General features: G+C 71.7%; 23 protein-coding genes. 22 read left to right on the top strand and 1 reads right to left on the bottom strand.

The features are described from left to right. Window positions 1-56: 56 nt before the first annotated feature. The 5 genes from AB0G84_RS23430 (at window position 57) to ffh (ending at window position 7,779) form a co-directional block, all read left to right on the top strand. On the top strand, window positions 57-1,535 hold the full coding sequence (locus tag AB0G84_RS23430) for a hypothetical protein (protein WP_361323952.1): 1,479 nt from the start codon (window positions 57-59) through the stop codon (window positions 1,533-1,535). 311 nt (window positions 1,536-1,846) lie between these two features. Then, window positions 1,847-3,187, top strand: coding sequence for an ammonium transporter (locus AB0G84_RS23425; protein ID WP_361323949.1), 1,341 nt, complete (start codon window positions 1,847-1,849; stop codon window positions 3,185-3,187). After that, window positions 3,184-3,522 (top strand): P-II family nitrogen regulator, encoded by a 339-nt coding sequence (locus AB0G84_RS23420; protein WP_361323946.1) that lies wholly within the window; start codon window positions 3,184-3,186, stop codon window positions 3,520-3,522. The genes AB0G84_RS23425 and AB0G84_RS23420 overlap by 4 nt, the downstream gene beginning before the upstream one ends. 218 nt (window positions 3,523-3,740) lie before the next feature. Continuing rightward, entirely contained in the window at window positions 3,741-6,137 is a 2,397-nt protein-coding gene (locus tag AB0G84_RS23415; protein ID WP_361324119.1) for a [protein-PII] uridylyltransferase, read from the top strand. A 94-nt stretch (window positions 6,138-6,231) separates the two neighbouring features. Then, window positions 6,232-7,779, top strand: coding sequence for a signal recognition particle protein (gene ffh / locus AB0G84_RS23410; RefSeq protein WP_361323943.1), 1,548 nt, complete (start codon window positions 6,232-6,234; stop codon window positions 7,777-7,779). Between the two features lie 145 nt (window positions 7,780-7,924). Here ffh and AB0G84_RS23405 read toward each other — a convergent pair whose 3' ends face one another. After that, window positions 7,925-8,788, bottom strand: a complete 864-nt coding sequence (locus AB0G84_RS23405) for a methyltransferase domain-containing protein (protein WP_361323940.1) — start codon at window positions 8,786-8,788, stop codon at window positions 7,925-7,927. A gap of 541 nt (window positions 8,789-9,329) precedes the next feature. Here AB0G84_RS23405 and AB0G84_RS23400 point away from each other — a divergent pair. From AB0G84_RS23400 to AB0G84_RS23320, 17 genes are all read left to right on the top strand, one after another. Further along, the gene (locus AB0G84_RS23400; RefSeq protein WP_361323937.1) at window positions 9,330-9,920 is read left to right on the top strand and encodes a hypothetical protein; all 591 of its coding nucleotides are present in this window, start codon (window positions 9,330-9,332) and stop codon (window positions 9,918-9,920) included. Window positions 9,921-10,075: 155 nt separating this feature from the next. After that, a complete protein-coding gene (gene rpsP, locus AB0G84_RS23395; protein WP_361323934.1) occupies window positions 10,076-10,525 on the top strand; it encodes a 30S ribosomal protein S16 in 450 nt (149 codons plus the stop codon). A gap of 2 nt (window positions 10,526-10,527) precedes the next feature. Further along, complete coding sequence (locus tag AB0G84_RS23390; RefSeq protein WP_003980229.1) at window positions 10,528-10,767, top strand: RNA-binding protein; 240 nt, start codon at window positions 10,528-10,530, stop codon at window positions 10,765-10,767. An 84-nt stretch (window positions 10,768-10,851) separates the two neighbouring features. Next, window positions 10,852-11,397: a ribosome maturation factor RimM gene (gene rimM / locus AB0G84_RS23385; RefSeq protein WP_361323931.1), complete on the top strand. Its 546-nt coding sequence runs from the start codon at window positions 10,852-10,854 to the stop codon at window positions 11,395-11,397. Then, window positions 11,397-12,206 (top strand): tRNA (guanosine(37)-N1)-methyltransferase TrmD, encoded by an 810-nt coding sequence (trmD, locus tag AB0G84_RS23380; protein WP_361323928.1) that lies wholly within the window; start codon window positions 11,397-11,399, stop codon window positions 12,204-12,206. The genes rimM and trmD overlap by 1 nt, the downstream gene beginning before the upstream one ends. A 132-nt stretch (window positions 12,207-12,338) precedes the next feature. Beyond that, entirely contained in the window at window positions 12,339-12,689 is a 351-nt protein-coding gene (gene rplS / locus AB0G84_RS23375; protein ID WP_361323925.1) for a 50S ribosomal protein L19, read from the top strand. Between the two features lie 92 nt (window positions 12,690-12,781). Next, a complete protein-coding gene (gene lepB, locus AB0G84_RS23370) occupies window positions 12,782-13,546 on the top strand; it encodes a signal peptidase I (protein WP_361323922.1) in 765 nt (254 codons plus the stop codon). Further along, window positions 13,539-14,765, top strand: coding sequence for a signal peptidase I (lepB, locus tag AB0G84_RS23365; protein WP_361323919.1), 1,227 nt, complete (start codon window positions 13,539-13,541; stop codon window positions 14,763-14,765). Before lepB (AB0G84_RS23370) ends, lepB (AB0G84_RS23365) begins: the two co-directional genes overlap by 8 nt. Next, window positions 14,707-15,699 carry a signal peptidase I gene (lepB, locus tag AB0G84_RS23360; RefSeq protein ID WP_361324116.1) on the top strand — a complete coding sequence of 331 codons (993 nt, stop codon included), beginning with the start codon at window positions 14,707-14,709 and terminating at the stop codon, window positions 15,697-15,699. The genes lepB (AB0G84_RS23365) and lepB (AB0G84_RS23360) overlap by 59 nt, the downstream gene beginning before the upstream one ends. 53 nt (window positions 15,700-15,752) lie before the next feature. Continuing rightward, complete coding sequence (gene lepB / locus AB0G84_RS23355; RefSeq protein ID WP_361323916.1) at window positions 15,753-16,481, top strand: signal peptidase I; 729 nt, start codon at window positions 15,753-15,755, stop codon at window positions 16,479-16,481. A gap of 85 nt (window positions 16,482-16,566) precedes the next feature. Then, the gene (locus AB0G84_RS23350; protein WP_361324113.1) at window positions 16,567-17,025 is read left to right on the top strand and encodes an NUDIX hydrolase; all 459 of its coding nucleotides are present in this window, start codon (window positions 16,567-16,569) and stop codon (window positions 17,023-17,025) included. Between the two features lie 38 nt (window positions 17,026-17,063). After that, complete coding sequence (locus AB0G84_RS23345) at window positions 17,064-17,372, top strand: DUF2469 domain-containing protein (RefSeq protein ID WP_003980220.1); 309 nt, start codon at window positions 17,064-17,066, stop codon at window positions 17,370-17,372. A gap of 1,044 nt (window positions 17,373-18,416) precedes the next feature. Beyond that, the gene (locus AB0G84_RS23340; RefSeq protein ID WP_361324110.1) at window positions 18,417-18,773 is read left to right on the top strand and encodes a YraN family protein; all 357 of its coding nucleotides are present in this window, start codon (window positions 18,417-18,419) and stop codon (window positions 18,771-18,773) included. Next, complete coding sequence (locus AB0G84_RS23335; RefSeq protein WP_361323913.1) at window positions 18,773-20,449, top strand: YifB family Mg chelatase-like AAA ATPase; 1,677 nt, start codon at window positions 18,773-18,775, stop codon at window positions 20,447-20,449. The genes AB0G84_RS23340 and AB0G84_RS23335 overlap by 1 nt, the downstream gene beginning before the upstream one ends. 3 nt (window positions 20,450-20,452) lie before the next feature. Then, window positions 20,453-21,679, top strand: coding sequence for a DNA-processing protein DprA (dprA, locus tag AB0G84_RS23330; protein ID WP_361323911.1), 1,227 nt, complete (start codon window positions 20,453-20,455; stop codon window positions 21,677-21,679). A 361-nt stretch (window positions 21,680-22,040) separates the two neighbouring features. Then, complete coding sequence (whiG, locus tag AB0G84_RS23325; RefSeq protein ID WP_361323909.1) at window positions 22,041-22,877, top strand: RNA polymerase sigma factor WhiG; 837 nt, start codon at window positions 22,041-22,043, stop codon at window positions 22,875-22,877. A gap of 158 nt (window positions 22,878-23,035) precedes the next feature. Further along, entirely contained in the window at window positions 23,036-23,578 is a 543-nt protein-coding gene (locus AB0G84_RS23320) for a helix-turn-helix domain-containing protein (RefSeq protein ID WP_361324107.1), read from the top strand. Window positions 23,579-23,649: the final 71 nt, after the last annotated feature.

Raw genomic sequence — 23,649 nt, 5'->3', positions numbered from 1 at the left:
TCACGCGAACAGGCCCCGGGCATCGAGCGCCGAGGCAGTATCGGGAGGGGCTTCCAGTGGGCGGCAACGGCGGCACGGGCGGCACCGACGCCGTCAAGCGACCCAACGCACAACTGGGTTCGTGGTTCATGCGCAGCGGCTGGTCCAAGGGCGAGCTGGCGCGCCAGGTCAACCGCCGGGCACGCCTGATGGGCGCCCACCACATCAGCACCGACACCTCCCGGGTGCGCCGCTGGCTCGACGGCGAGCAGCCGCGCGAGCCGATTCCCCGCATCCTGTCCGAGCTGTTCTCCGAGCGCTTCGGCTGCGTCGTGGGCATCGAGGAGCTGGGGCTGCGCCCGTCGCACCGGTCCCCGTCCGTCTCCGGGGTGGACCTGCCCTGGGCCGGTGCCCAGACGATCAGCCTGATCAGCGAGTTCTCCCGCAGCGACCTGATGCTGGCGCGCCGGGGCTTCCTCGGCACCTCGCTCGCCCTCGCCGCGGGCCCCAGCCTGATCGAGCCGATGCAGCGCTGGCTGGTGCCGGTACCGGTCGGCCAGGGCGAGGCGGAGGAAGGGCCGGACCGCACCAAGCGGCCGGCCCGGCTGTCCAAGCCCGAACTCGACCTCCTGGAGTCCACCACCGCGATGTTCCGCCTGTGGGACGCCCAGTGCGGCGGCGGGCTGCGGCGCAAGGCGGTCGTCGGCCAACTGCACGAGGTCACCGACCTCCTGCAGGAGCCGCAGCCGGCGCAGGTCACCCGGCGGCTGTTCAAGATCGCCGCTGAACTCGCCGAACTGGCCGGCTGGATGAGCTACGACATCGGCCTGCAGCCGACCGCGCAGAAGTACTTCGTCCTGGCGCTGCACGCCTCCAAGGAGGCCGGCGACCGCCCCCTGGGCTCGTTCATCCTCTCCAGCATGAGCCGGCAGATGATCCACCTCGGCCGGCCCGACGACGCGCTGGAACTGGTCCACCTCGCCCAGTACGGCAGCCGGGAGACGGCCACCGCGCGCACCCAGGCGATGTTGTATGCGATGGAGGCCCGTGCGTACGCCGGCATGGGCCAGCCCAGCAAGGTCAAGCGGGCCGTGCGGATGGCCGAGGACACCTTCTCCGACATCGTGCCGGGTGAGCCCGAGCCGGACTGGATCCGCTTCTTCTCCGAGGCCGAGCTGAACGCCGAGAACGCCCACTCCTACCGGGACCTGGCCTATGTCGCCGGCCGCAGCCCCACCTACGCCTCGCTCGCGGAGCCGGTGATGCAGCGCGCCGTTGAGCTGTTCGCCAACGACCCCGAGCACCAGCGTTCGTATGCGCTCAACCTCATCGGCATGGCCACCGTACGGCTGCTGCAGAAGGAGCCGGTGGCCTGTGCGGAGGTGGCGCAGAAGGCCATACCGTTCGCCCGGCAGGTCCGTTCGGAGCGGGTCAACACCCGGCTGCGCAAGACCGTGGACACCGCCACCCGGGAGTTCGGCGGGGTCGCCGAGGTCGTCCAGCTCAGCCAGGAGCTCGCCCGCCAGCTTCCCGAACACGCCGGGGCCGCCGTCTGACGGAGCCCCGCCCCCCCTGCCCCGGCCGCGGCCGCCGCCCCCGTACAGCCCGACTCGGCTCCCCCATGCCAGGTCACGCGGGTGGCAGCCGCGGCCGGCTCGTTCTCTCCCCCCGCGGGGGTTCCGCTGCGTTGAACGGGTGAATGGGCTCCGAGCTCGGAGTTCACCGGGGCGTAACACGGAAGCCGTCTTCGTCACTGCGGTGAAACACCGGCAAGGTTTGGCCGAAACCACCCTGCGACAACCTCATCGCGAAGTCGGCCCACCAGAAACACGCCCGCACGGGCCGCATCGACGACGAGGAGACGCCGATGCCCCCAGGCATCCTGACGCTTGCCGCAGACAAGGCGACACTGAGCCCGGCGAACACCGGGTTCATACTGGTCTGCTCCGCACTGGTGATGGTCATGACCCCCGGACTCGCCTTCTTCTACGGCGGCATGGTCCGGGTCAAGAGCGTGCTCAACATGCTGATGATGAGCTTCATCAGCCTGGGCATCGTGACCATCCTCTGGGTCCTCTACGGCTTCGGACTCGCCTTCGGCACCGACAAGGGCGGCTTCATCGGCTGGGACGGACACTTCGCCGGACTCAGCGGCATCGGACTGACCCAGCTGTGGGGCACCACCACCATCCCGGTCTACGTCTTCGCCGTCTTCCAGCTGATGTTCGCGATCATCACGCCCGCGCTGATCAGCGGTGCGCTCGCGGACCGGGTGAAGTTCACCGCCTGGGCGCTGTTCATCGCCCTGTGGGTCACCCTCGTCTACTTCCCGGTCGCCCACTGGGTGTGGGCCGACGGCGGCTGGCTGTTCAACCTGGGCGTCATCGACTTCGCGGGCGGCACCGCCGTCCACATCAACGCCGGTGCCGCGGCGCTCGGCGTGATCCTGGTGGTCGGCAAGCGCATCGGCTTCAAGAAGGACCCGATGCGGCCGCACAGCCTGCCGCTGGTGATGCTCGGCGCAGGTCTGCTGTGGTTCGGCTGGTTCGGCTTCAACGCCGGCTCCTGGCTCGGCAACGACGACGGCGTGGGCGCGGTCGCCTTCCTCAACACCCAGGTCGCCACCGGCGCCGCGATGCTCGGCTGGCTGGCGTACGAAAAGCTCCGGCACGGCTCCTTCACCACGCTCGGCGCGGCCTCCGGCGCGGTGGCCGGACTGGTCGCGATCACCCCGGCCTGCGGCTCGGTCAGCCCGCTGGGCGCCATCGCGATCGGCGTGATCGCCGGTGTGCTGTGCGCCATGGCCGTCAACCTCAAGTACAAGCTCGGCTACGACGACTCCCTCGATGTGATCGGGGTCCACCTCGTCGGCGGTATCGCCGGCTCGCTGCTGATCGGCCTGTTCGCCACCGGCGGTGTGCAGAGCAAGGCCAAGGGCCTGTTCTACGGGGGCGGCCTGGACCAACTGGGCAAGCAGACCGTCGGAGTGGTCTGCGTCCTGCTCTACTCGCTGGTCGTCTCCTACGTCCTTGCCAAGGCCATCGACCTGGTGATGGGCTTCCGGATCGATGAGGACGAGGAGATCTCCGGCATCGACCAGGCCGCGCACGCGGAGACCGCGTACGACTTCACCGGTGCCGGCGGCGGCAGCGCGGTCCGCAAGGGACCGGCACTGGGCGAGGCCCTGACGAAGAAGGTGGACGCGTGAAGCTCATCACGGCAGTAATCAAGCCGCACCGGCTGGACGAGGTGAAGGACGCCCTGCAGGCCTTCGGGGTGCACGGGCTGACCGTCACCGAGGCCAGCGGCTACGGCCGACAGCGCGGGCACACCGAGGTGTACCGCGGCGCCGAGTACACCGTCGACCTGGTGCCGAAGATCCGCATCGAGGTGCTGGTCGAGGACGCCGACGCCGAGGAACTGATGGACCTGGTCGTCAAGGCGGCCCGCACCGGCAAGATCGGCGACGGGAAGGTCTGGAGCGTCCCGGTCGAGGACGCGGTACGGGTACGGACCGGCGAACGGGGACCGGACGCGTTGTAGCGGCGCTCCCGCTCCGGCCCCGCGCGGCACAGCCCGCCGCCGGGAGCCGGAGCGGCCCTCGTACAGGGGCGGCGGGGCGACGGCAGCACAGCGGGGGACCAGACCGACCAAGAGGAGCGCGGGAGTTGACCGAGAGCGCCGAGCACACGCCAGGACCGGCCGGAGCGCAGCGCCCGGGGAGCGCATCCGCCCCCCAAGGCGGCTACCCCGCGGCCCGGCTGCGGCTCCTCCAGGACGACACGGTCACCGGACCCGACCGGCGCGCCGCCCTCGCCCGGCTGACCGACGACTGGCTGGCCGGCCTGCTGGCCCGGCACACCGCCACCGGCCCGACCGGCACCGCGCTGGTCGCCGTCGGCGGCTACGGCCGCGGCGAACTCTCCCCGCGCAGCGACCTCGACCTGCTCCTGCTGCACGACGGGCGCGCCGACCCCCGGGACCTGGCCGCGCTCGCCGACCACCTCTGGTACCCCGTCTGGGACCTCGGCCTCGCCCTCGACCACTCGGTGCGCACCCTCGCCGAGGCCCGCAAGACCGCCCGCGAGGACCTCAAGGTGCAGCTGGGCCTGCTCGACGCCCGCCACCTGGGCGGCGACCCGGAACTCACCGCCGCGCTGCGCACCGCCGCGTACGCCGACTGGCGCGAGAGCGCCCCCCGCCGGCTGCCGGAACTGCACGCCCTGTGCCAGGAGCGCGCCGACCGGCAGGGCGAACTGCAGTACCTTCTCGAACCCGACCTCAAGGAGGCCCGGGGCGGGATCCGGGACGCCACCGCGCTGCGGGCCGTCGCCGCCTCCTGGCTCGCCGACGCCCCGCGCGGCGGCCTGGAAGCCGCCCGCACCCTCCTCCTCGATACGCGTGACGCGCTCCACCGCACCACCGGACGGGCCACCGACCGGCTCTCCCTCCAGGAGCAGGACCAGGTGGCCGAGGCCCTCGGCGTGCTGGACGCGGACGCCCTGCTGCGGCAGACCTACGAGGCCGCCCGCACCATCTCCTACGCCTCCGACGTCACCTGGCGCGAGGTCGGTCGGGTGCTGCGGGCCCGCTCGGTCCGCCCCGTACTGCGCGGCCTGCTCTCCGGCCGTACCGCGGGCCGGGCCGAGCGCACCCCGCTCGCCGAGGGCGTGGTCGAACTCGACGGCGAGGCGGTGCTCGCCCGCACCGCGCGGCCCGAGCGGGACCCGGTGCTGGTGCTGCGCGCCGCGGCCGCCGCCGCCCAGGCCGGGCTGCCGCTGGCCACCCACGCCATCCGCCGCTGCGCCACGGCCGGCGCCGGCCGCCCGCTGCCGGAGCCGTGGCCCGCCGAGGCCCGTGAGCAGCTGGTCACCCTGCTCGGCGCGGGCGCCCCCACGGTCCCGGTGTGGGAGGCGCTGGAGGCCGAGGGCGTGATCACCCGGCTGCTGCCCGACTGGGAGCGGGTCCGCTGCCGCCCGCAGCGCAACCCCGTCCACACCTGGACCGTCGACCGCCACCTCGTCGAGACCGCGGTCCGGGCCGCCGCCCTGACCCGCCGGGTGCACCGCCCCGACCTGCTGCTGATCGCCGCCCTGCTGCACGACATCGGCAAGGGCTGGCCCGGGGACCACGCGGTGGCCGGCGAGACCATCGCCCGGGACGTCGCCGCCCGGCTCGGCTTCGACGCCCGCGACACTGCGGTGATCGCCACCCTCGTCCGGCACCACCTGCTGCTCGTCGAGACCGCCACCCGGCGCGACCTGGACGACCCGGAGACCGTCGGCGCGGTCGCCACGGCCGTCCGCAGCACCGGCACCCTGGAGCTGCTGCACGCCCTGACCGAGGCCGACGCGCTGGCCACCGGCCCCGCCGCCTGGAGCGCCTGGCGCGGGGGGCTCGTCTCCGACCTGGTCAAACGGGTCGCCGCGCGGCTGGCCGGGGAGCCCGAGCCGGAGCTGCGCGGCGCCGACGGGCCGACCGCGGAGCAGGAGCGGCTGGCGATCGAGGCCGGACGTACCGGCGGCCCGGCCCTGGCGCTGCACACCCGGGCCGAACCCGCTGTTCAGGACGGCGAGGAGCCGCCCGCACAGGAGCCGGTCGGCGTCGAGCTGCTGATCGCCGTACCCGACGGGCCCGGGGTGCTGCCCGCCGCCGCCGGGGTGCTCGCCCTGCACCGCCTGACCGTGCGCGCCGCCGACCTGCGCTACCTCGACCCGATCGACGACGGTTCGGTCCTGCTGCTGAGCTGGCGGGTGGCCGCCGAATACGGATCGCTCCCGGAGGCCGACCGGCTCCGCGTCGACCTGGTCCGCGCCCTGGACGGCTCCCTCGACGTCCCCGCCCGGCTCGCCGAGCGGGAGCGCGCCTACGCCCGCCGCTCGCGCGCGGTGCTGGCCCCGCCCCCGCAGGTCACCGTCGTCACCGGCAGCTCACGCACCGCTACCGTCATCGAGGTGCGCGCCCAGGACGCACACGGTCTGCTGCACCGCATCGGCCGCGCCCTGGAGTCCGCCGGCGTCGCGGTCCGCAGCGCGCACATCAGCACGCTGGGCGCGAACGCGGTGGACGCCTTCTACGTCACCGGGGCGGACGGGGCGCCGCTGACCGACGCCAGGGCGCACGAGGTGGCGGCGGCGGTGGAGGCGGCCCTCCAGTAGGCCTCCGGCACCGGACGGGCCGGTTCGCTTGCCCGGCCGGATACCCTAGAACCCGACTGCACCCCGCCCCCGACCCCGAGGATCGACGACCGCCGTGTTCGATACGCTTTCCGACCGCTTGGCGAGTACTTTCAAAAACCTCCGGGGCAAGGGCCGCCTGAGCGAGGCGGACATCGACGCCACGGCGCGTGAGATCCGCATCGCGCTGCTCGAGGCCGATGTCGCCCTCCCCGTGGTCCGGGCCTTCATCAAGCAGGTCAAGGAGCGCGCCACCGGCTCCGAGGTCTCCCAGGCGCTCAACCCCGCCCAGCAGGTCATCAAGATCGTCAACGAGGAGCTCATCGGCATCCTCGGCGGCGAGACCCGCCGGCTGCGGTTCGCCAAGCAGCCGCCGACCGTGATCATGCTCGCGGGTCTCCAGGGCGCCGGTAAGACCACCCTCGCCGGAAAGCTCGGCCGCTGGCTGAAGTCCCAGGGCCACAGCCCCCTGCTGGTCGCCTGTGACCTGCAGCGCCCGAACGCCGTCAACCAGCTCCAGGTCGTCTCCGAGCGCGCCGAGGTGGCGTTCTACGGTCCCCAGCCGGGCAACGGCGTCGGTGACCCGGTCCAGGTCGCCAAGGACTCCATCGAGCACGCCCGCACCAAGCAGTACGACATCGTCATCGTCGACACCGCCGGCCGCCTCGGCATCGACGCCGAGATGATGCAGCAGGCCGCGGACATCCGCGACGCGGTCAGCCCCGACGAGGTCCTCTTCGTCGTCGACGCGATGATCGGTCAGGACGCGGTCAACACCGCCGAGGCCTTCCGCGACGGCGTCGGCTTCGACGGTGTGGTGCTCTCCAAGCTCGACGGTGACGCCCGCGGTGGTGCCGCGCTGTCCATCGCGCACGTCACCGGCAAGCAGATCATGTTCGCCTCCAACGGCGAGAAGCTGGACGACTTCGACGCGTTCCACCCGGACCGCATGGCGTCCCGCATCCTCGGCATGGGCGACATGCTCAGCCTGATCGAGAAGGCCGAGCAGACCTTCAGCCAGCAAGAGGCCGAGAAGATGGCGGCCAAGCTGGCGAAGGGCCCCAAGGAGTTCACCCTCGACGACTTCCTGGCCCAGATGGAGCAGGTCCGCAAGATGGGCTCCATCTCCAAGCTGCTCGGCATGCTGCCCGGCATGGGGCAGATGAAGGAGCAGATCAACAACCTCGACGAGCGCGAGGTCGACCGCACCGCCGCCATCATCAAGTCGATGACCCCGGCCGAGCGCCAGGACCCGACGATCATCAACGGCTCGCGCCGGGCCCGGATCGCCAAGGGCTCCGGCGTCGACGTCAGCATGGTCAAGAGCCTCGTCGAGCGGTTCTTCGACGCCCGCAAGATGATGTCGAAGATGGCCCAGGGCGGCGGGATGCCGGGCATGCCGGGGATGCCGGGCATGGGGGGCGGCGCCCGTAAGAAGAAGCAGGTCAAGCAGGCCAAGGGCAAGCGCAAGAGCGGTAACCCGATGAAGCGCAAGGCCGAGGAAGAGGCCGCGGCCGCCCGCCGCGAGGCCGCCCAGGCCGGCAACCCGTTGGGTCTGCCGCAGGCCGGTCAGAGCCCGCAGGACTTCGAACTCCCCGAGGAATTCAAGAAGTTCATGGGCTGACCGGTCCCGCACCCGGCCCCACCACCTTGACGGGCCCCCGGCCGCACCACGCGGCCGGGGGCCCGTGCGCTCGGCCCGCTCTCCCCGGGGCGCCCACGGACAGGTCCGGCCGCCCGCCCGGACGGTCCCGTCCTCCCGCGGCCCGCTACCGCGTCCGCGCGATCAGGTAGCGGAACACATTCGGCATCCACACCGTCCCGTCCGCCCGCTGGTACGGATGCAGCGCCTCGGCCAGCTCCTTCTCCACCTGGCGCTGCTCGGCGGCCTCCAGCGCCGGGTCGAACAGCCCCGTCGACAGCAGCCCGCGGACCGCGCTCGCCATGTCCGCGTACCCGAAAGGGCAGGACACCCGCCCCGAGCCGTCCGGTCGCAGCCCCGCCCGATCCGCCAGCTCCTCCAGGTCGTCCCGGTCGCTGAGCCGCCACCCGGGCGAGCCGCGGAAGTCCGCCGACGCATCCGCCAGCCGCTGCGCCACCCGCAGCACCCCCGCCGTGGTACACCGCTCCACCGGGCCCCAGCCGCCCAGCACCACCGCGCTGCCACGCTCCGCCAGCCCGGCCGCCGCGGTCAGCGACGTCGTCAACCCCTCGACGGTGCTCACACAGCCCACCGGATGGAAGGCGGTGATCACATTGAACGCGGCCTTCCCGCACGCCGCGGCCTCCGGCCCGCCACTGACCACCTGGGTGTGCTCCGGCATCCCGTCCGGCGTGAGCCGCTCCCGCGCCAGCTCCAGCCGGGACTCGTCCGCGTCCACCCCGCTGACCTGCGCCCCGCGTGCCGCGGCCAGCAGTAGCGCCAGCCCCGAGCCGCAGCCCAGTCCCAGCAGCCGGGTACCGGGGCCGATCCCCAGGCGGTCGTACGCGGCTTCGTACAGCGGCACCAGCATCCGCTCCTGGATCTCGGCCCAATCACGGGTGCGGGCCCGCGACCCGGCGGGCGCGGGCGGCCGGTCGCAGCGCAGGGGCCCGGAGTTCGGAAGCTGGTGCCGCACGAGCGTGGGTGACATCGATAGCGCCCCTATTCGCCGAGAACCGAAGCTGTGCCGTACCGATCGCCCCCGTGTTCGCGCCTTGTGCGCCCCCGGATCCAGACAACTGCGCATCCGTCCGGGCGTCCAGAGGATGCGCCGGGGTTGTCTCCCGCGCGCCCCCGTATGCGCCGGGCCCGCTCCCTGGAGCGCCGTTCCAGGGTGCCCCGGCCGACGCCGTTCCGCCACGCCAACGCGCGCCGCCGAAACGCTCCGCGCGCCCCCGGCCTGGCTTCGCCGCCCGCGTCCGGCGGGCCTACGGTGGGGGACGGGCCGGTTCCGAGGGGCACGGACTTCCCCCGTACCATCGCCGCGGTGATCGTCGAGACGGCATACGTCCGGCTACGCCATGCGGCGTACATGGGGATACGTACCGCCTTGTGGGCACATGGGCGCCTTCTGCGCAGATCGGTGCACCCGCCCCTGGCACGGCCCATGACCGGAAACTGACTGGTACGTGCAAATTATTTGGGATGGCCCGGAATCGGAACACTGGGCGACCCCGGCTCGTTGTCACGACGTGAGCACGACACCGCCTGTTCTCGCCGCCGAGCTGGCACTCGCCTGGGCCGACATCCAACGTCACCACCCCGAGCTGCCGGACCTGGCCGCGCCCGAGTCCCTGATCGGAGAGTCCTCGTCCGCCTGTGGCGCCGAGCTCTCCTTCGAACGGCTGCTCCACGAGGCAGTCCACGGCATCGCCGCCGCCCGCGGCGTCCGCGACACCTCCAGGGCTGGCCGCTACCACAACCGCCGGTTCCTGACCATCGCCGAGGAGCTGGGCCTGGACCACTCCGACGAGCCGCACCCCAGCAGCGGCTTCTCGCTGGTCACGCTCAGCCCCGAAGCCAGAAGGCGCTACCGCCCCACCATCGACCGCCTCTCCCGTGCCCTCAAGGCGCACACTGCCGCGACCGCCACGGACAGCGTCCGCAGCTTCCGGGGGCCGGCCGCCCGGCACGGCTCCTCCGGAGGGGGCGTCCGCGTCAAGGCGGTCTGCGACTGTGGGCGCAATGTCCGCGTCGTCCCGTCCGTCCTCGCCCAGGCGCCGATCGTCTGCGGCGGCTGCGGCAAGCCCTTCCGGATCCCCGAGGTGGCCGCGGTCGGCTGACCGGAGGGCGTGTGGCACAATGGTCAGCTGTACTCGACAGCCGCACAGGACCCCTCTCTCCTCCGGCTGACGCGTCCATCGGGCACCCGAGTACCGCAACCCCACGTGGCATCTCGTTGTGCCCCACCACGTCAAGACCAGGAGACACCACTCCCGTGGCAGTCAAGATCAAGCTGAAGCGTCTGGGCAAGATCCGTTCGCCTCACTACCGCATCGTCGTCGCCGACTCCCGCACCCGCCGTGACGGCCGGGCCATCGAGGAGATCGGCCTGTACCACCCGGTGCAGAACCCCTCGCGCATCGAGGTCGACTCGGAGCGTGCGCAGTACTGGCTGAGCGTCGGCGCGCAGCCGACCGAGCCCGTCCTGGCCATCCTCAAGGTCACCGGCGACTGGCAGAAGTTCAAGGGCCTGCCCGCCCCGGCGCCGATGAAGGTCGCCGAGCCGAAGGCCGACAAGCGCGCCCTCTTCGAGGCCGCTGCCAAGGCTTCCGGTGACGAGCCCAAGGGTGAGGCCATCACCCCCAAGGCGAAGAAGGCCGACAAGAAGGCGGACGAGGCTGCGGCCGAGGCTGACAAGTCCGCCTCTGAGCCCACCGAGGCCTGAGCATGCTCGAGGAAGCCCTCGAGCACCTCGTCAAGGGCATCGTCGACAACCCCGATGACGTGCAGGTAGCCTCGCGCACCCTGCGCCGCGGGCGCGTGCTGGAGGTCCGGGTTCACCCCGACGACCTCGGCAAGGTGATCGGCCGTAATGGCCGGACCGCCCGCGCGCTGCGCACCGTCGTCGGCGCCATCGGCGGCCGCGGCATCCGCGTCGACCTCGTCGACGTGGACCAGGTCCGCTGACAAGTTGAACACCGGCTCGGGCCGGGGAGGGCTTACGAGCCGTCCCCGGCCCGTTGCCGTGGACCGCACAGAAGGAATCGCGCAGTGCAACTGGTAGTTGCCCGAATCGGTCGCGCCCACGGCATCAAGGGCGAGGTCACCGTAGAGGTCCGCACCGACGAGCCTGAGCTGCGGCTCGGCCCCGGCGCCGTCCTCACCACCGATCCGTCCTCCGTCGGGCCGCTGACCATCGCGGCCGGCCGGGTGCACAGCGGCCGGCTGCTGCTGCGCTTCGAGGGCGTCGCCGACCGCACGGCCGCCGAGGCGCTGCGCAACACCCTGCTGATCGCCGAGGTCGACCCCGAAGAGGTCCCCGAGGACCCCGAGGAGTTCTACGACCACCAGCTGATCGACCTCGACGTCGTCACCCGCGACGGCACGGTCGTCGGCCGGATCTCCGAGATCTCCCACCTGCCCTACCAGGACCTGCTGGTCGTCGAACGCCCCGAAGGCGGCGAGGTGATGATCCCGTTCGTCACCGAGATCGTCCCGGAGATCGACCTGGAGGAGCAGCGCGCCGTCATCGACCCGCCGCCCGGCCTCCTCGACGCCGACCAGGCCGAGATCGCCTCCAGCCGCGAGGACACCTGATGCGGCTCGACGTCGTCACGATCTTCCCCGAGTACCTCGAACCGCTGAACGTCTCCCTCGTCGGCAAGGCCCGCGCCCGCGGCCAGCTCGACGTGCGGATCCACGACCTGCGGGAGTGGACCCACGACAAGCACCACACCGTCGACGACACCCCCTACGGCGGCGGCCCCGGCATGGTGATGAAGCCCGAGCCGTGGGGCGAGGCGCTCGACACCGTGCTGGCCTCCGGTGAGGGCGAGCCGGTCCTCGTCGTCCCCACCCCCAGCGGGGTCCCCTTCACACAGACGCTCGCCGTGGAGCTCTCCACCAAGCCCTGGCTGGTGTTCACCCCGGCCCGCTACGAAGGCATCGACCGCCGCGTCATCGAGGAGTACGGCGACCGACTGGACGTCCGCGAGGTCTCCATCGGCGACTATGTCCTGGCCGGCGGGGAGGCCCCGGTACTGGTCATGGTCGAAGCGGTGGCCCGGCTGCTGCCCGGCGTCCTCGGCAACGCCGCCTCCCACCAGGACGACTCCTTCGCCCCCGGAGCGATGGCCGACCTCCTGGAGGGCCCCGTCTACACCAAGCCCCCCGAGTGGCGCGGCCGGGAGATCCCCGAGGTGCTGGTCAGCGGACACCACGGCAAGATCGCCCGCTGGCGTCGCGACCAGGCCCTGCGCCGGACCGACCGCAATCGCCCGGACCTGATCGAGCGCACCGACCCCGCCGCGTTCGACAAGCACGACCGCGCGATGCTCGCCGCGCTGGGCTGGTCAGAGGGCGAGGACGGCCGATTTGGGCGTACGAGCGGGGCCGTGGAAGAATAGGCCGCTGCTGTCTGCGTCCGGCGCGCGCCCCTGCCACAGGGGGAACGACGCCCGCCCGACGGAACGGCACCCGAACCAACTCTTCCGATATCCCGTTGATGACCTGTGGCATCAGCGAAGAAAGCAGACGACATGTCTCACCTGCTCGACACCGTCGACTCCGCATCGCTGCGCAGCGACGTCCCGGCCTTCCGCCCGGGTGACACCGTCAACGTCCACGTCCGCGTCATCGAGGGCAACCGCTCCCGTGTGCAGCAGTTCAAGGGCGTCGTCATCCGCCGTCAGGGCGCCGGCGTGCGCGAGACCTTCACGGTCCGCAAGGTCAGCTTCTCCGTCGGCGTCGAGCGCACCTTCCCGGTGCACACCCCGATCGTTGAGAAGATCGAGGTCGTGACCCGCGGTGACGTCCGTCGCGCCAAGCTGTACTACCTCCGCGAGCTGCGCGGCAAGGCCGCCAAGATCAAGGAGAAGCGCGACAGCTGAGCCGTTCCCCAGGCGCGATTTTTTGCGCCCGGGCAACGCAAAGCCCCTCTCGTGTCCGGTGTCCGGATGCCGCCGGATAGGCTCAGGGCCCGATGGACACCGACGCACAACTCACGGAGCGCGACTCCTCTCCCACCCCCCACACGGGGTCGGAGCAGGGGTCGCGCTCCGCGCGTTTGCTCGCCCGTACGGCCGGTCTGCGCCGCCGGCCGGTCGCCCTGCTCGCGGCCTGCCTGGCGTTCGTCCTGGTGCTGAGCGCCTTTGTTGCGCAGCCCTTCCTGATCCCCAGCTCCTCGATGGAGAACACCCTGCACATCGGGGACCGGGTGCTGGTCAACAAGCTGGCGTACCGTTTCGGCAGCGCGCCGGCCCGGGGCGATGTGGTGGTGTTCGACGGCACTGGGTCTTTCGTTCACAGGGAGCAGGGGGAGAATCCCGTCGCGGGACTGCTGCGTGGCGCCGGTGCGGCGCTGGGGCTGGCCCCGCCCGCCGAGACCGACTACGTCAAGCGCGTGATCGGTATTGGCGGCGACCACGTGACCTGCTGCGACAGACGGGGGCGGATCGAAGTGAACGGTGAGCCCGTGAGCGAGGGCTATCTCCACCCGGGGGACGCACCGTCCTCGGTGGATTTCGACGTCGTGGTGCCGGAGGGGAAGCTGTGGGTCATGGGGGATCACCGTGCCAAATCAAGTGACTCCCGCGACCACCTCGGCGACCCGGGCGGCGGCACCGTCCCCGTCGACAAGGTCATCGGCCGGGCCGACCTGATCACCTGGCCGGTCAGCCGCTGGCGCACCCTGCACACACCGGCGGCCTTCGACCGGATACCGGCCGCGGCGGGCCCCCATGGGTAGCCGCGGACGCCCCCGCCACGGGCGGCGGGGCGCCGAGCGGCCGACGCGCAGCACCGCGGGCACGCGGGACACCGCCTCCGGGGATTCCTACGGCACCTCTACGGGGTCCTACGGCGCGTCCGCGGGGTCCAACGGCACGTCCGGGAACTCCTTCGACACCTCCGTGGGCCCCAGGGACTCCTACGGGGCCGCCACCTCCGGTCGGGCCCCCGACGCTCCCCGGGACATCGAAGGCGACGCACCCGGCGCCGGCAGGGGGACCAAACCCCGCCGGCCGCCGACCGGACGGGCCGAGCGGCGGCGCCAGGCCAAGCGCATCAAGCGCCGCAGGCAGCGCTCCTACCTCAAGGAAATCCCCATCCTCATCGGGGTGGCGCTGGCCATCGCCCTGGTGCTGAAGACCTTTCTGGTCCAGGCGTTCGTCATCCCGTCCGGCTCCATGGAGCAGACGATCAAGATCGGCGACCGGGTGCTGGTCGACAAGCTCACCCCCTGGTTCGGCTCCAAGCCCGAGCGCGGAGACGTGGTCGTCTTCAAGGACCCCGGTGGCTGGCTCAAGGGCGAGCAGCGGCAGCCCACTGGTGACGGAGGCGCCTTCCAGCCGGTCAAGGACGCCATGACCTTCATCGGGCTGTTGCCGTCGGCCGACGAGCAGGACCTGATCAAGCGCGTGGTGGCGGTCGGCGGCGACACCGTCAAGTGCTGCGACAAACAGGGCCGGGTCACCGTCAACGGCACTCCCCTGACCGAGCCGTACATCCATCCGGGCAACCCGCCCTCGCTGCTGAAGTTCACCGTGAACGTCCCCACCGGGCGGATCTTCGTCATGGGCGACCACCGCTCGGACTCCGCCGATTCGCGCTTCCACCTCGACGAGCCGTACCGTGGCACGGTCTCGGAGAGCAATGTCGTCGGCCGCGCGGTGGTGATCGCCTGGCCCTTCAGCCACTGGCGGCGCCTCGAAGAGCCGGACACATTTGCGACCGTCCACGACGCGCCGGGCGCCAAGGCCTCAGCGGCGGCCGGGCCGCATAGGGTGTCACCCGACAGTTTGACCGTACTCCCGACCCCTGCGGAACTCCCGCTCGTTATGGGAGTGGTGGGCCTGCACCGGTTGACGGGTGGGCGAGTCCGTGGAGTGAGGAGCAGATGTGGGGGACTTGGCGGTCGGCGCGCGGTCCGGAACCGGAGAGCCCGAAGAGCCGGCAGGGCGCGGTGAGACCCCGCAGCCTGCGGCGAGTTCCGTGCATCAGTCGCAGACCCAGTCGGAGCAGGATGCCGGGGCGCGAGCGCAGCACTCGGTGCCGCTGGACAAGCCCGGTACGTCCGGAACGTCCGCTACGTTGGACGCAGCAGCGGGCGAGGAGGCGGACGGCAGCATGAAGCAGGCCAAGAAGCCGCGCGCCTTCTGGAAGGAGCTGCCGATCCTCGTCGGCATCGCGCTGCTCCTGGCACTGCTGATCAAGACCTTCCTGGTGCAGGCGTTCTCCATCCCGTCCGACTCGATGCAGGACACCCTGCAGCGCGGGGACCGGGTGCTGGTCGACAAGCTGACGCCGTGGTTCGGCTCCAAGCCGCAGCGCGGCGAGGTCGTGGTCTTCCACGACCCGGGCGGCTGGCTGAACGAGACCCCGACCCCCGAGCCCAACCCCGTTCAGAAGGTCCTCAGCTTCATCGGCCTGATGCCGTCGGCAGAGGAGAAGGACCTGATCAAGCGGGTGATCGCGGTCGGCGGCGACACCGTGGAATGCCACGGCAGCGGCCCGGTGAAGGTCAATGGCAAGGCGCTCAAGGAAGACTCGTACATCTTCCCCGGTGTCACGCCCTGTGGTGACCGTGCGTTCGGCCCGATTCACGTCCCCGAGGGCCGGATCTGGGTGATGGGCGACCACCGCGACGACTCCCTGGACTCCCGCTACCACCAGAACCTCAAGGGGAACGGCACGGTCTCGGAGAACGAGGTCGTCGGCCGGGCGTTCACCATCGCCTGGCCGGTGAACCGTTGGTCGACCCTGCCCGTACCGGACACCTTCGACCAGCCCGGGATCAACAAGGCAATGGCGGCGGCTCCGGCCGCTCTCGGACTGGCCGGTGCGGTTCCTCTGGTGATCTGGCGTCGCCGAAGGCTGACCGGGAGCCGTAACCCCAGGTAAGGTGCCGTCCCGGATCTTCGACGCGGGCCCGGTCCGCGGGGTGGGAGCTGGGAATGAGCAGCAGTACGGAACGCAGGACCGAGGGCCGCGGACGGACGACGGGCAGTGTGCTGTCCGGTCTGGCCGTGGCCCTCGGCTGCGTGCTGTTCCTGGGCGGCTTCATATGGGCAGCGCTGATCTACCGCCCGTATACCGTGCCGACCGATTCGATGTCGCCGACGATCGCCGCCGGGGCCCGGGTCATCGCCGAGAAGGTGGGCGGCGCCGAGGTGCGCCGGGGCGACATCGTCGTCTTCAAGGACTCCGTGTGGGGCTCGGTCCCCATGGTCAAGCGCGTCGTCGGCGTCGGCGGCGACAAGGTCACCTGCTGCACCAAGCAGGGCCGGCTCACCGTCAACGGAACCCCCGTCGAGGAACCGTATCTGCAGGGCAGCGGGCCCGCCTCACCCATCGGGTTCAAGGCCAAGGTCCCCACCGGCCAACTCTTCCTGCTCGGCGACCACCGCAGCGACTCCCTCGACTCCCGCGTCCACCTCACCGACGGCGACCACGGCTCCGTACCGCGCAGCGCCGTCCAGGCCCGGGTCGACGCCCGCGCCTGGCCCCTGGGCAGCGCCGGCATGATGCAGCGCCCGTCCGCCTTCGCCGCTTTCCCGGGCGGCACCTCCCGGCCCGGCCCGCTGCAGCCGATCACCCTCGCCGTGCTCGCCGGCGCGGTCCTCATCCTGGGCGGCGCGGCCCACGGGCCGATCGCGCGGCGCAGGGCGCGCAGCCGTGCCTGAGGAGCAGCGGCCCGGCCGGGGCGCTGAGCGCACGCGGCGGGGCGCCGGGAAGCCGGAGCCCGAGGGCGTACGCCGGGTCTCGCGGCTGGTGCTGCTCGACCCCGACGACCGGATCCTGCTGCTCCACGGTTTCGAACCGGAGTCCCCGGCCACGACCTGGTGGTTCACACCGGGCGGCGGTCTGGAAGGCGATGAGACCCGCGAGGAGGCGGCGCTCCGTGAGCTCGCCGAGGAGACCGGGATCAGCGACGCCGTCCTCGGGCCCGTTCTGTGGAAACGCCGTTGCGCCTTCCCCTTCGACGGGCGGCAATGGGAGCAGGACGAGTGGTACTACCTGGCCAGAACCGACCGGACTGCCACCCACACCGGCGGGCACACGGACCTGGAACGACGCAGCGTCTCGGAGCTCAGGTGGTGGACTGTGGAGGAACTGTCGGTGTGCCGTGAGACCGTGTACCCGACCAGACTCGTCGAGCTGCTGCGCACGCTGCTCGACGAAGGGCCCCCTAATGCGCCGGTGCACCTGGAGACCGAGAGGGCCTGACGCACAATAGGGGGACGCACGGCTGAAGGGGATCTGCCATGAGTGCCGAGGACCTCGAAAAGTACGAGACCGAGATGGAGCTGAAGCTCTACCGGGAGTACCGCGACGTCGTCGGACTGTTCAAATACGTGATCGAGACCGAGCGGCGCTTCTACCTCACCAATGACTACGAGATGCAGGTGCACTCCGTTCAGGGCGAGGTCTTCTTCGAGGTGTCGATGGCCGATGCCTGGGTCTGGGACATGTACCGGCCGGCCCGCTTCGTGAAGCAGGTGCGCGTCCTGACGTTCAAGGACGTGAACATCGAGGAGCTGAACAAGAGCGACCTCGATCTCCCGGGGAGCTGATCCGGGGGAGGCGCTGGGTCGGCGGAGGTACCGATCCTGCGGAAGTACTGGCCCGGCAGAGGCCCTGGCCTGGCCGGGGGCTCTGTGGCTCTGTGGCGCCGGCCGGGGATGTGGTCGGCGCGCGGGTCGGGTGAGGTGCTGGTGGGGTTGGGTGCCGACGCGGGCGAGGTGCGGCGGGTGCGGGGTGCCAATGCGGACGAGGTCGGGTGCGGTCTGAGAGTGGGCCGACGGCAGCATGGCGTCGGATCCTCGTGTCACGCCGAGGGACTCGTTCACCCGCACGGATGACGGAGTTATCCACAATCGGCTCGCTGTCCACCAAGATCCAATGCATCGCCGTGGGGGCGTCACAGTCGGTGCCGGAGGTGGTACCGCATGAACGCCACACGCACCGGCCGCCGGGCCGCGCACACCACGCAGACCAAGGCCAACGTACGGAGCCCTGCAGCGTACGCAGCGGAGTCCAGCGGCGAGGGCAACGCACGCCGCGACCACGAGCACGGCGCAGGGCGCGACCCCGATTACGAGGCGAAAACCAGTTGCGAGTACGGCGCGGAGCCCGGCCGTGAGCGCGGAGCGGGGTCCGGCGGTCGGTACGGAGCGGCGAAGGCCGCAGACCGGGCCACACGCAAGGCCGCCGCAGGCCAGGCTGCGGGAGAGACCTCGGGACAGACCTCAGGAGAGACCTCGGGAAAGATCGCGAGTGAGGCCGTACGCGAGGCTGCGGGGCGGGTCGTCGGCGAGGCCACCGTGGACGAGGACCACGCGGCGCCGACAGGCGGGGCGCCGAACGGCGAAGCTGCCGGAAAGATCACCGCAGGCACCGGCGCGAGGACTGCCGCAAGGGCCGGCATCGGAACCACTACACCGACCGCACCACTGATCAGCCACCCATCGGAACCCCAGGCCGACTCCCCACCCGAGATCCCACTCGACCCATCGTCCTGCGTCCGGACACCGCAACAGCGTCGAACGCCACACCGCGGCCGCCGTCCCGGCCGACCGCGTGCGGCATCCGCCCGCCGGCCCGCCACCGCCGTCGACATCCGACGCCGAGCCCTCGGCCGCTACGGCGAGGACCTGGCCGTCAGAAGGCTCACCGAAGCCGGCATGCGCATTCTGGGCCGCAACTGGCGCTGCCGCGAAGGCGAGATCGACATCGTTGCGGCGGACGGCGACGCCCTGGTGATCTGCGAGGTCAAGACCCGCCGCGCAGGCCGGTTCGAACACCCCATGGCGGCGGTACGCCCCGAGAAGGCCGCCCGGCTGCGCCGGCTCGCCGAACGCTGGCTGGAACGGCACGGTGGCCCGCCACCCGGCGGCGTACGGATCGACGTCATCGGCGTCCAGCTCCCCGCCCGCGGCGCCCCCGTCGTCCAGCATGCACGCGGGGTGGCCTGATGGGATTCGCCCGCACCTGCTCCGTCGCCCTGGTCGGCGTCGAAGGCGTCGTCGTCGAGGTCCAGGCGGATCTGGAACCCGGTGTCGCGGCCTTCACCCTCGTCGGCCTCCCCGACAAGAGCCTCATCGAATCCCGCGACCGGGTCCGTGCCGCCGTGGTGAACTCCGGAGCCGAGTGGCCCCAGAAGAAGCTCACCGTCGGCCTCAGCCCGGCCGCGGTCCCCAAGGGCGGCAGCGGATTCGACCTGGCCGTGGCCTGCGCCGTCCTTGGCGCCGCCGAGCGCCTCGACCCCCGCGAGCTCACCGACCTGATGATGATCGGCGAACTGGGCCTGGACGGCCGCGTCCGCCCCGTACGCGGCGTGCTGCCCGCCGTGCTCGCCGCCGCAGACGCCGGATACCGCCAGGTCGTGGTGCCGGAGCGGACCGTCGCCGAGGCCTCCCTCGTCCCCGGCATCTCGGTCCTCGGTGTCCGCAGTCTGCGGCAGCTGATCGCCGTCCTCGCCGACGAACCGGTCCCCGAAGAGGAGGAGCCGCTGGAGGAGGGCCGCCCCGACCCACTGCTGGCCGGACTGGTCGTCCCCGGCACCGGCGTCGGCGCGGGCCTGCCCCGTGGGGACCACGTCCCCGACCTCGCCGACGTCGCAGGCCAGCACAGCGCCCGACGCGCCCTGGAGGTGGCCGCGGCAGGACGTCACCACGTCTTCTTCAAAGGCCCGCCCGGCGCCGGCAAAACCATGCTCGCCGAACGCCTCCCCGGGCTACTGCCTCCCCTGTCCCAGAAGGAGTCCCTGGAAGTCACCGCCGTCCACTCGGTGGCCGGCACCCTCCCGCCGGGACAACCACTGGTCCAGCGCCCGCCCTACTGCGCCCCGCACCACTCCGCGACCATGGCCTCCCTCGTGGGTGGCGGCAGCGGACTGCCCCGCCCCGGAGCCGTATCCCTCGCCCACCACGGCGTGCTCTTCATGGACGAGGCCGCCGAATGCAGCCCCAGAGTCCTGGACGCTCTACGGCAGCCGCTGGAATCCGGCCAGGTAGTCGTCGCCCGGGCCGCCGCCATGCTGCGCATGCCGGCCCGGTTCCTGCTCGCCCTCGCGGCCAATCCGTGCCCCTGCGGACGGCACGGCACCACCGCCGGAGGCTGTGAATGCCGTCCGTCCGCCATCCGCCGCTACCGCGCCCGCCTCTCCGGACCGCTGATGGACCGCGTGGACCTGCGAATCGCCGTCGAACCGGTCGCCCGCTCCGAGCTGGTCGCGCTCGGCCAAGGAGCCGAAACCACCGCGACCGTCGCCGCACGCGTACGAGCCGCCCGTGAACGCGCAACGGCCCGCCTCGCCGGTACCCCATGGCGCACCAACAGCGAAATTCCCGGCCATGAACTCAGAACCCGCTGGCAGGTCCACCCCGGCGCACTGGCCCAAGCCGAACGCGATCTTGAATGCGGCCTGCTCACCGCCCGCGGCCTCGACCGCGTCCTGCGCGTCGCCTGGACCGCCGCCGACCTGGCCGGCCACGACCGCCCCACCGCCGAGGACGTCAACTGGGCCCTGGAACTCCGCACCGGTGTCCGCCGCGGCTCGCTCACCGTCGCGGCCGGCGGCGGAAGCACCTCCAACGACGCAGACGGCCAGGAGACCGCCGCCGCGCGGCCGCCTGGTGCACGGGGGTGAGCCATGAACGACATCGACACATGGGGCTTTGCCACCGGCCGACCACCGGCACAGTCACCGAGTACCCAGTCGGCCGCCCGGCGCCACGAACCACAGCGCACGGCACGCGCCGCACTCACCCGGATCGTCGAACCAGGCGACGAAACCGCCGGGCGTTGGCTGCGCGAGATGGGCCCGGTGGCCCTGTGGCACGCCCTCGCCGACGAAGATGCCGACCCGCCGGCCGGCGCCCGCCCTGCCAAGATCGCCGGCCTGCGGCTGCGCGCGGCCCGGGCCCGCCCCGCCGAAGACCTCGCCACCGTCGCCTCCCTCGGTGGCCGCTTCCTCTGTCCCGGGGACGACGAGTGGCCCGGCCAGCTCGACGACCTCGGTGACGCTCGCCCCATCGGCCTCTGGGTGCGTGGCCGAGCCAACCTCCGGCTCTGGGCGCTGCGCTCCGTCGCCGTCGTCGGCGCCCGCGCCTGCACCGAATACGGAGCCCACCTCGCCGCCACCCTGGGAGCCGGCCTCGCCGACCGCGGCTGGACCGTCGCCTCCGGAGCCGCCTACGGCATCGACGGCGCCGCCCACCGCGGCACGCTGGCCGCGGACGGCGCCACCATCGCGGTCCTCGCCTCCGGCATCGACCACGCCTACCCACGCGGCCACACCGAGCTGATCGGCCGGATCGCCGAACAAGGCCTGGTGGTCGCCGAATTACCACCCGGAGACCACCCCACCCGCAGCCGCTTCATCCAACGCAACCGGGTGATCGCCGCGCTCACCCGGGGCACCGTCGTCGTGGAGGCCGAACTCCGCAGCGGTTCCCTGGTCACCGCCCGTCGCGCCCTCGCCCTCGGACGCTTCACCATGGGTATGCCGGGCCCCGTCACCAGCGCCCTCTCAGCCGGAGTCCATCAACTCCTGCGCGGCGAGGCCACCGTGGTCACCGATGCTGACGAGGTCATCGAACTCGTCGGCAGCATCGGCGACCTTGCCCCCGAACGGCGCGGACCGGCCCTCGTACGCGACCTCCTGGACCCCGTCGCAGCCCGAGTTCTGGAGGCGCTGCCCGCCCGCGGTGCGGCAGGCGCCACGCACCTGGCACGGGAAGCCGGCACACCCCACGAACTCACCCACACCAAGCTGCTGGAGCTACAGGCTTTGGGATTCGTTCAAAGGTACGGCGACCGCTGGGAGTTGGTGCGACGCGCCGAGGGGACCGACCGTTCCCGGCGAGGCGGTGCTTGACCTGGGGCGAACGGGTGAAAGGGTGAGGGGAATGACCGCAGAATCCAGATTTGCCACGCTTCGGGGTACGGGCCCGGCCCGTCGGGAGGCGGCAATTCGGCACAACGGGCGCGCGGGCCCACGCCTCCCGCGCCACCGTGTCCGTCCACACGGACCCCCGAATGCTTGCACCCGACACCGCATCCGGGTGTCGACACGCCGTACGAGGTAACCCTGAGGTGCGGGCAGCGGAACGTATCTGCGCACCACCGAACCTGCGCTCCTCGCGCACCGCAACACTCCGGTCACGCTACGCTCACAGGCACTTCAACCCTCATGCATCCATCCACCCGTGTCTCGGCAGAACGGCTCAAGGCGACGAATGCCCCAGCACACCTCCGGGTCTGACCGTGCGGCGGTGCCACCCGCCGCACGCGGCAGCGTGCGCCCCGCCCCACCCAGCTCCCTCGACGAGCTGTGGCGCTCCTACAAGGCGTCCGGCGACGGCCGGCTGCGGGAGCAGCTGATCCTGCACTACTCACCCTTGGTCAAGTACGTCGCCGGCCGCGTCAGTGTCGGACTGCCCCCCAACGTCGAACAGGCCGACTTCGTCTCCTCCGGAGTGTTCGGACTGATCGATGCCATCGAGAAGTTCGATCCCGAACGCTCCATCAAGTTCGAGACCTATGCCATCACCCGCATCCGCGGCGCGATGATCGACGAACTGCGGGCGCTCGACTGGATCCCACGCTCCGTACGGCAGAAGGCCCGCGCCGTTGAACGGGCTTATGCCACCCTCGAAGCCCAACTGCGCCGCACCCCCTCCGAGGCAGAGGTCGCCGACGAGATGGGCATCGCGCTGGAGGAACTCCACGGGGTCTTCAGCCAGCTGTCCCTGGCGAACGTGGTCGCCCTGGAAGAGCTGCTGCACGTCGGCGGTGAGGGCGGCGAACGCCTGAGCCTGATGGACACCCTGGAGGACACGGCCGCCGAGAACCCCGTCGAAATCGCCGAGGACCGCGAACTGAGACGGCTCCTCGCGCGCGCCATCAACACCCTCCCCGACCGTGAGAAGACCGTCGTCACCCTCTACTACTACGAGGGCCTCACGCTCGCCGAGATCGGGAATGTCCTGGGCGTCACGGAGAGCAGGGTCAGCCAGATCCACACCAAGTCCGTACTCCAGCTCCGGGCGAAGCTCGCCGACGTCGGACGCTGACACCGTCCGTTCGGGCCAGGTCCGCCCAGGCGAGGTCCGTCCAAGCCACGTCCGGCCGGCCGCGGTGTGTCGCGGGTGGAGTGCCATTGGTCGGGCGGCATCCGTAGAGTGGTGGCGTGCCCAGGATTCGAGCGGCCTCTGTGGCCGAGCACCGGACCATGCAGCGCGGCGCCCTGTTGGACGCCGCCCGCACCCTGCTGTCCGAAGGCGGAACGGAAGCCCTGACCTTCCCCGCCCTCGCCGAGCGCACCGGACTCGCGCGCTCCTCCGTGTACGAGTACTTCCGCTCCCGGGCGGCCGTCGTCGAAGAGCTGTGTGCGGTCGACTTCCCCGTATGGGCGGCCGAGGTCGAGGCGGCGATGAAGCGCGTCGACACGCCCGAGGAGAAGGTCGAGGCGTATGTGCGGCGGCAGCTGGCACTGGTCGGCGACCGGCGCCACCGGGCGGTCGTGGCCATCTCGGCCGGCGAACTGGACGCCGGCGCGCGTGAGAAGATCCGCGCTGCGCACGGCGGCCTCATCGCCATGATCGTCGAGGCTCTCACCGCCCTCGGCCACGAACAGCCCCGCCTCGCGGCCATGCTCCTTCAGGGCGTCGTCGATGCCGCGGTCCGCCGCATCGAACTGGGTGCCGCGGAAGAGCCGGACGACATCACGGAGGCAGCGGTCAGCATGGCGCTCCGTGGGGCCAGCCGGCGCTGAGCTTGGGGGCTTCCCCCGCCCCGCCCTCCCCCTCCCCCCACCTCCACCACCACACACCGTCGTTGGCCCCG

Origin of the sequence: Streptomyces sp. NPDC020742 (genome assembly GCF_040641675.1) — a bacterium.
Lineage (GTDB): Bacteria > Actinomycetota > Actinomycetes > Streptomycetales > Streptomycetaceae > Streptomyces.
The sequence above is the reverse complement of the archived record's forward strand: the minus strand, read 5'-3'. Positions and strand labels throughout refer to the sequence as shown.